Origin of the sequence: Streptomyces sp. NPDC049577 (assembly GCF_040675635.1) — a bacterium.
Taxonomy (GTDB): Bacteria; Actinomycetota; Actinomycetes; order Streptomycetales; family Streptomycetaceae; genus Streptomyces.
Window position 1 is genome coordinate 1 of record NZ_JBFAPH010000349.1, and the last position, 6,531, is coordinate 6,531.

A 6,531-nucleotide genomic window follows, 5' to 3' on the forward strand; every position below is an offset into this window, starting at 1 on the left:
CCACGGCCCCCGGTCCGGTCCGGGTTCTCTTCTGTCCATTCCGCCGGGCCCTCGCCGTCCCGGCCGGTCGCCGTTGCGGCGGGAAGAGGGTGGGGGCCTCGGCCATGAACGAACTCGACGTCGTCGAACTGCTCAGGATGGTGGAGGAGGACGCCATGGGGGCCGGGGGTCCATCGGTCCGCGAGTGACGGGCGTGTGGAGCGACGTCACGGCCGGCGCCCGAGCCCCGCGAGGAGTTCGGCCCAGGCGTCGGCCCCGGGCGGGACCGGGACGGGCTTGCCGAACAGGCCGGTCCCCGAGAGGCTGTCCGTGTACGGGCCGAACTCGCGGCGGGTGAAGTCGACGAGGGCCTTCGAGGGGTGCTCGTCGGCGCCGATCGCGCGGGCGAGGTCCCACGCGTGCACCACGGCGTCGGCGGTCATCTGCGCGCAGTAGGCATCGGCGCCCGTGGAGCCGTAGGACAGTTCGACGGTCCGGCCGAGGGCGCCGCGCGCGGCGAAGGCGGTCCGGGCGTCCTCGGCGGCGCGGTCCCAGGCGGCGACCGGGTCGTCGCCGAGCCGGTCGCCGTCGAACCGGTCGCCCACCTCCTCGATGGAGGCGCCCTCCAGCAGGGGCGGTACCCACAGCTGTTCCACCGTGAGGTGGTTGACCAGGTCTCGCACGGTCCACTCGGTGCAGGGCGTCGGCGCGTCCCACTGGCCGGGGGTGACGGCGTGCACGCGTTCGCCGAACAGGTCGAGCGCCTCGCCGTGCCGGGCGAGCAGCGTCCTGCGGTCGGTCATCGCCGGCACCCCTTCGCTCGTCGGGCCGCCCGCAGGAGGGCCGCGGCGGCTCCGGCCACGGCTCCCGCGGCGAGGGTGTTGCGGTGCAGGGACAGCCACAGCTGCGGAGCGTGGCGGTGTGACCGGTGGTCGAACGTGCCGTGGGCGCCGAAGTCGTGTCCGCCCGCGCCGTCGACGGGCTTCCAGAGGTTGGCGGGGGCGCCGACGGCGGTGTGCGGCATGGGCTCGGCGGTCTGTTGCGAGTCGAACCCGGTACGGGCCAGGTAGCGGTCCAGCAGCCCGGGGGCCACGGCGTTGGCGAGGAGGGTGGCGACGGTGCTGCCGCCGACCCAGTACTCGCGGCGCCGGGGGTGCGCGGCGGCGTGCACGATGGCGCGCGCCGCGAGTTCGGGCTGGTAGATCGGCGCCACGGGCTGCGCGTGGTGCGGCAGCCGGCACAGCACCCAGTCGAACTGCGGGGTGTTCATGGCGGGCAGTTGCACCATGGTCGTCCGGACCTTGCTGCCCTGGTGGAGGAGCTCGCAGCGCAGCGACTCGTTCCAGCCCTGGATGGCGTGCTTGGCGCCGCAGTAGGCGGACTGCAGAGGGATGCCGCGGTAGGCCAGTGCCGAGCCGACCTGCACGATCGTGCCGTGGTCGCGGGGCAGCATCCGGGACAGGGCGGCGTGCGTGCCGTACACATAGCCCAGATAGGTGACCTCGGTGACGCGGCGGAACTCGTCCGGCTCGATCTCCACGAAGGGAGCGAAGACGGATGTGAAGGCGTTGTTCACCCAGACGTCGACCGGGCCGAAGACTTCCTCGACGCGGTCCGCGGCGGCGGTGACGGCATGGTGGTCGGCCATGTCCACGGCCAGCGGCAGCGCCTCGCCGCCCCGGGCCCGTACGTCCTCGGCGGCGGCCTCCAGGCCCGCGCTGCCGCGCGCGAGCAGCGCGACCTTCGCGCCGCGCGCGGCGAAGGCGCGGGCGGTGGCCCGGCCGACACCGCCGCTGGCGCCGGTGACCACGACGACGGAGGGATTCCTTCTGGTCATCACCGACGCCGAGTACCCCCGCGCTCGGCGCGCAAACGCCCGGCCCGTCCAGGGCACACCGGGCACGGCCGACAATCACCCCAGCAGGCGATCAACTCCTCTTGAGCGCCTATACCATTCCTCAACCACAACCTCAACCGCACTGTCTCAAGGTGGCTGGTTATGATCGACCCCTTCTCAGGAATGGCCGACTTCGTTTGACGAGGACTGATGACTCCCACAGGATCCGAAGGCCCGGACGAGCCGGCACGAACGAGCCGACGGCGTACCGTGCGCCTGCGTACCCTGCTCGTCTGGCTGGCCGTGGTGCCCACCGTGGCGATGGGCGTCCAGGTTCTCATCAGCTCGAACCGCTCGCTCCAGGAGTCCCGGCACCTGCGCGAGGACGTGGTGGCCGGCCGGCAGACCGGCGTACCGCTGTACGAGCTCATGACCAAGCTCCAGGCCGAGCGCGCGCTCACCGCCGCGTGGTGGGCGGGCACCCCCGAGCCCCTGGCCGATCTGCGGGGCAGCCGTGCCGACACCGACCGGGCCGTGGCCGCGTTCCTGAAGTCGTCCGACCCCGGCCAGGTCCGTTCCGACGGGTCGAAGCAGCACATCGAGGAGGTCACGCGGCGCCTGGGCGACCTGGGCGCCCAGCGCGCCCGTGCCGACGCGCGCCACGGCAGCCCGGACGACACCGTCGACTACTACACCGGCGTGATCGGCGAGACGATCCGCAGCTACGCGGACTTCAAGCACGTCGACGACGGCGGGCTCATCCAGGAGAGGTCGTCGCTGGTGGCCTTGTTCTCGGCGGCGGAGGTGGTGGCCCGCGAGGACACCGTTCTCGCCCTGGCGGGCCCTTCCGGGAAGCTGACGTCCGCCCGGTTCGGGGAATTCGTCCAAGCCGTCGGCGCGGGCGACTACTTGTACGACACGATCCTCCGCGACCTGCCCGCCGACGACGCGGAGGTGCTCCGGCAGATCCTCGCCTCCGACGCCTGGCAGACCAAGTCCCGCGTCGAGAAGGCGGTCGTCTCCGACCACCGGGACGTCCCCTCCGGCGTGGCGCTGCCGCCGTACGTCCGCGAGTGGCGGATCGCCCACGACACCTTCTCCGCCCAGTTGCGCACCCTCGACGAGACCGAGCTGCGGGAGCTGCTCGGCCACGCCGACGACCAGGCGGCGGCGCTGGACCGTGAGGTCGCCCTGCTGGTGGCGGCCGGCGGCGCCGCGCTCCTGCTGGTCATCGCCGTCGTGGTGTTCACCACGCGCTCGGTCATGCGCCGCCTGCGGGAGCTCCACGACCGCACGGTGACGATCGCCGAGAAGACCCTGCCGGACGTCGTGGCCCGCCTGCAGAGCGGACAGGCCATCGGCACCGACGCGCTGCCGCAGCCGCGCGGCGAGCAGGACGAGGTCGGACTGATCAGCGACGCCTTCGCCCGCGTCGTGGCCGTGTCCGTCGAGGGGCACCGCAAGCTCGCCGACGAGCGGCACGGCTTCGGCGTCTTCGCCTCCGGCATCGCGTCCCGCACCGGGAACCTGGTCAGCCGGCAGCTCGCCCTGACCGAGCACCTCCAGGACGCCTTCGGCCAGGACGAGGCGCTGCTCGCCGACCTCATGAGGTCCGATCAGCTCACGGTGGGCATGCGGCGGCAGATCGAGAATCTGCTCATCCTGTCGGGCGGCGAGATCCCCGACCCGCACACCGAGCCCATGCGCATCGCCGACCTGCTGCGGGAGGCGGCCGCCGAGGTCGAGGACTTCCGGCGCATCGACCGTCACGCCCTGGACGAGACCAGCGTGGAGCCCGGAGTGATCAGCCAGCTCAGCCACCTCCTGGCGGAGCTGCTGGACAACGCCACCCGCTTCTCCCCGCCGGCGACGAGGGTCGCCATCCGCTCCGAACTCGTGCCCGACGGCCTCTGCATCGAGATCGACGACCGCGGCCCACGGGTGACCCCCGAACGGTACGAGGAGATGAACGGCCGGCTGCACTCCGCACCGCCGTACTCCGTGCTGGCCGAGAACGCGCACCGGCTCGGCCTCTTCGTGGTCGGCCACCTCGCCGACCAGCTCGGCGCGAGGGTCACGCTGCGCCGGTCGGCGTTCGGCGGAACGTCCGCCGTGGTGATCGTCCCCGGCGAGCACCTCGTGGAGACCCGGGAGCCCGCCGCCGCGCCCGCGAAGGCCCTCGCGCCCGCGAAGGCCCTCCCGCCGGCGAAGGCCCCCGAGCCGCGGGAAGCGCCCGCGCCGGTCAAGCCGTCCGGGCCCGCGGACGACCCGCCCCCCACCACGGCGGGACTGCCGCGCCGCCGGCGCGGGGAGCAGGTGCGCTCGGCCCGGATCCCGGCGCCGGAGGTGCCGCCCGTGGCCGGCTCCGGGGACGTCCCCGCCCGGCCGGCCCTCCCCGAGCGCCGCCCGCAGACCCATATCGCGCGGCAGCTCCGCGAGCCGCGCGCGGCCGAGCCGGCCGGCGGGGACGCCGCCACGCCCGAAGAGGTGGCCGACGCCTGGGCGGACTACGAAGACAGCACCCGGCAAGTGGAACTCGAGCTCCGAGGGGACCAGTCATGACGACGGCACACAACGACGTGATCTACAGCATCCTGGACAACAATTTGAGCAGGATCGCGGGGATCCAGGGAGCCGTGCTCCTCTCCAACGACGGACTCAGGCTCAGCGCCTACCTGCTGGAGCGGGACCAGGCCGAGCGGGTGGCCGCGGCGGCCTCGGGCGTCGCCTCCACCATGAAGGCCATCTCGCGGGAGATCGACGGCGGCGGGGTGATCCGCCAGCTCGTGGAGATGGACGAGCGGTATCTGTGCATCGTCGGCTGTGGGGCGGGCAGCACGCTGATCGTGGTGGCCTCCCGCAAGGCCCGGCTCGGGGAGCTGGGCGGCGAGACGGTCCGCGCCGCGCAGGCGCTCGGCGAGTGGCTGAGCACCCCCGAGCGCACCCAGGCGCCCACCGCGTAATGGCGGCCGACCCCCAGCCCGGGCGGGGCCGCCGGACACGGCTGTACGCCCTCACCGACGGGCGTACGGCCGCGTCCCGCGACGGCCTGACGATGGACACGATGATCACGGCGATCGCCGGAGCCGACGGTCACAGCGGCCTGCCCACGGAGTGGCAGGAGATCCTCGCCATGTGCCCGGCGCCGAACGGCCGGGCCGTCGCCGAGCTCGCCGCCCGGATGGGGATGCGGCTGACCCCGGTGACGGTCCTGCTCGGCGAGTTGCTGGACCGCGGCCTGATCCGTCACCGCCCGCCGCTGGACGCCAGCGAAACCTCCAATGTCCACCTGCTCGTGAAAATCAGGGACAACCTTGCCCGCCTATGACACCGCCGCACCCGAAGCGTCCCCCGTCAAGATCCTCATCGCCGGGGGCTTCGGCGTCGGCAAGACGACCCTGGTCGAAGCGATATCCGAGATCGATCCGCTGCGCACCGAGGAGCGGCTGACGGCCGCGGGCGTAGGAGTCGACGATCTCGACGGCATCGAGGGCAAGGCGTCGACCACCGTCGCGATGGACTTCGGCCGGCTCACCCTCGACGACGCCGGAGTGGTCCTGTACCTGTTCGGCACGCCGGGCCAGGAGCGGTTCTGGTTCATGTGGGACGACCTGCTGTCCGGGGCGCTCGGGGCGCTCGTGCTGGTCGACACCCGGCGGCTGGACCGCAGCTTCGCCGCCGTCGACTTCTTCGAGAACCGCGGACTGCCGTTCGTCGTCGGCGCGAACTGCTTCCACGGCGAGCAGCCGTACACCGCCGACGAGATCAGGGCGGCCCTGCACCTGCGGGACCCGGACACCCCCGTCCTGCTGCTCGACGCCCGCTCCCGGGAGGACGTCCGCGGCGCCCTGCTGTCGCTGCTGGATCTGCTCATCGCCCAGGCGCGGGTCACCGCGGCCGGCTGACCGCCGGCGGCCTGCCGGGGCCCGGCCCTACCAGCCCACGCGGTAGACGCGGCCGGTCTGCACGCCCTCGACGGACCTGCGGTAGGCCAGGGCCGCGGCGTGCGCGCCGACCGGTTCGAAGCCGGGGAAGAACGCCTCGTACTTCGCCGCCGACTCGGTGAGGACGGTGGGGCTGACGGAGTTGATGCGCAGTCCGCGCGGGAGCTCGGTGGCGGCGGCGCGGACGAAGGCGTCGACGGCGCCGTTGGCCATCGAGGCCAGGGCGCCGGTGCGGATGGGCTCGTCGGAGAGGATGCCCGTGACGAGCGTGAAGGAGCCGCCGTCCGTCACCGCGGGAATGCCGCGGCGGACCAGCTCGATCTGGCCGAGGAGCTTGTCGTGGGCGGCGGTGCGCAGGTCGTCGTGGGTGAGCTCGGCCAGGGGGCGGAAGGGGACGCCGCCGGCGGTGCAGACGACGGCGTCGACGCTGCCGGCCTCGCGGTAGAGGGCGTCGATCGAGCCGGGGTCGGTGATGTCGGCCTTGAGGTCGGCGGCGCCGCCGCGGGAGGCGGTGACGACCTCGTGCCGCTCGGCGAGGACGGCGTGCACGGCCTTGCCGAGGGTGCCGGTGGCTCCGACGAGCAGGATCTTCACGGGTGACCTCCGTTGCGGGGTGACGCGGCGGGCTCGGCGGCCCGGCCGGCGGGGTGCGGGGCGAGGTGTTCGAGCGCGGCGACACCGGCCAGACCTTCGCCGAGGTGCGCAACGCCTACTGCCGCCTGGTCGACGAGACCACCGGCCAGGAGCTGGCCCGCTACACCCTCGACGGCG

General features: G+C 73.3%; 8 protein-coding genes and 1 pseudogene. 6 read left to right on the plus strand and 3 right to left on the minus strand.

Going from position 1 to position 6,531, the window contains the following annotated elements; all coding sequences use genetic code 11:
- A partial coding sequence (locus AB0K09_RS27845; protein WP_366068172.1) for a hypothetical protein occupies window positions 1-188 on the plus strand: 188 nt, incomplete at its 5' end.
- Between the two features lie 18 nt (window positions 189-206).
- Here AB0K09_RS27845 and AB0K09_RS27850 read toward each other — a convergent pair.
- Both AB0K09_RS27850 and AB0K09_RS27855 read right to left on the minus strand, forming a co-directional pair.
- A complete protein-coding gene (locus tag AB0K09_RS27850) occupies window positions 207-782 on the minus strand; it encodes a TIGR03086 family metal-binding protein (RefSeq protein ID WP_366068173.1) in 576 nt (191 codons plus the stop codon).
- Window positions 779-1,816 (minus strand): SDR family oxidoreductase, encoded by a 1,038-nt coding sequence (locus tag AB0K09_RS27855; RefSeq protein ID WP_366068174.1) that lies wholly within the window; start codon window positions 1,814-1,816, stop codon window positions 779-781. The genes AB0K09_RS27850 and AB0K09_RS27855 overlap by 4 nt, the downstream gene beginning before the upstream one ends.
- A 270-nt stretch (window positions 1,817-2,086) precedes the next feature.
- Between AB0K09_RS27855 and AB0K09_RS27860 the strand changes: the two genes are divergently transcribed.
- Genes AB0K09_RS27860 through AB0K09_RS27875 form a run of 4 tightly spaced genes read left to right on the plus strand, consistent with a single transcriptional unit; the run spans window position 2,087 to window position 5,721 of the window.
- On the plus strand, window positions 2,087-4,378 hold the full coding sequence (locus AB0K09_RS27860; RefSeq protein WP_366068175.1) for a nitrate- and nitrite sensing domain-containing protein: 2,292 nt from the start codon (window positions 2,087-2,089) through the stop codon (window positions 4,376-4,378).
- Complete coding sequence (locus AB0K09_RS27865) at window positions 4,375-4,779, plus strand: roadblock/LC7 domain-containing protein (protein ID WP_366068176.1); 405 nt, start codon at window positions 4,375-4,377, stop codon at window positions 4,777-4,779. Before AB0K09_RS27860 ends, AB0K09_RS27865 begins: the two co-directional genes overlap by 4 nt.
- Entirely contained in the window at window positions 4,779-5,144 is a 366-nt protein-coding gene (locus tag AB0K09_RS27870) for a DUF742 domain-containing protein (protein WP_366068177.1), read from the plus strand. Before AB0K09_RS27865 ends, AB0K09_RS27870 begins: the two co-directional genes overlap by 1 nt.
- A complete protein-coding gene (locus AB0K09_RS27875) occupies window positions 5,131-5,721 on the plus strand; it encodes an ATP/GTP-binding protein (protein WP_366068178.1) in 591 nt (196 codons plus the stop codon). The genes AB0K09_RS27870 and AB0K09_RS27875 overlap by 14 nt, the downstream gene beginning before the upstream one ends.
- Window positions 5,722-5,748: 27 nt before the next feature.
- Here the strand turns inward: AB0K09_RS27875 and AB0K09_RS27880 are convergent, their stop codons facing one another.
- On the minus strand, window positions 5,749-6,354 hold the full coding sequence (locus AB0K09_RS27880) for a short chain dehydrogenase (protein WP_366068179.1): 606 nt from the start codon (window positions 6,352-6,354) through the stop codon (window positions 5,749-5,751).
- Between the two features lie 83 nt (window positions 6,355-6,437).
- Between AB0K09_RS27880 and AB0K09_RS27885 the strand changes: the two are divergent.
- Window positions 6,438-6,531, plus strand: a pseudogene (locus AB0K09_RS27885) (TerD family protein); the annotation flags it as partial.

What these genes read in the sequence shown, in the direction of transcription:
- AB0K09_RS27870 (WP_366068177.1), top strand. Translation starts at nt 4,779, where the DNA reads ATGGCGGCCGACCCCCAGCCCGGGCGGGGCCGCCGGACACGGCTGTAC.
- AB0K09_RS27855 (WP_366068174.1), bottom strand. Translation starts at nt 1,816, where the DNA reads ATGACCAGAAGGAATCCCTCCGTCGTCGTGGTCACCGGCGCCAGCGGC.
- AB0K09_RS27850 (WP_366068173.1), bottom strand. Translation starts at nt 782, where the DNA reads ATGACCGACCGCAGGACGCTGCTCGCCCGGCACGGCGAGGCGCTCGAC.
- AB0K09_RS27865 (WP_366068176.1), top strand. Translation starts at nt 4,375, where the DNA reads ATGACGACGGCACACAACGACGTGATCTACAGCATCCTGGACAACAAT.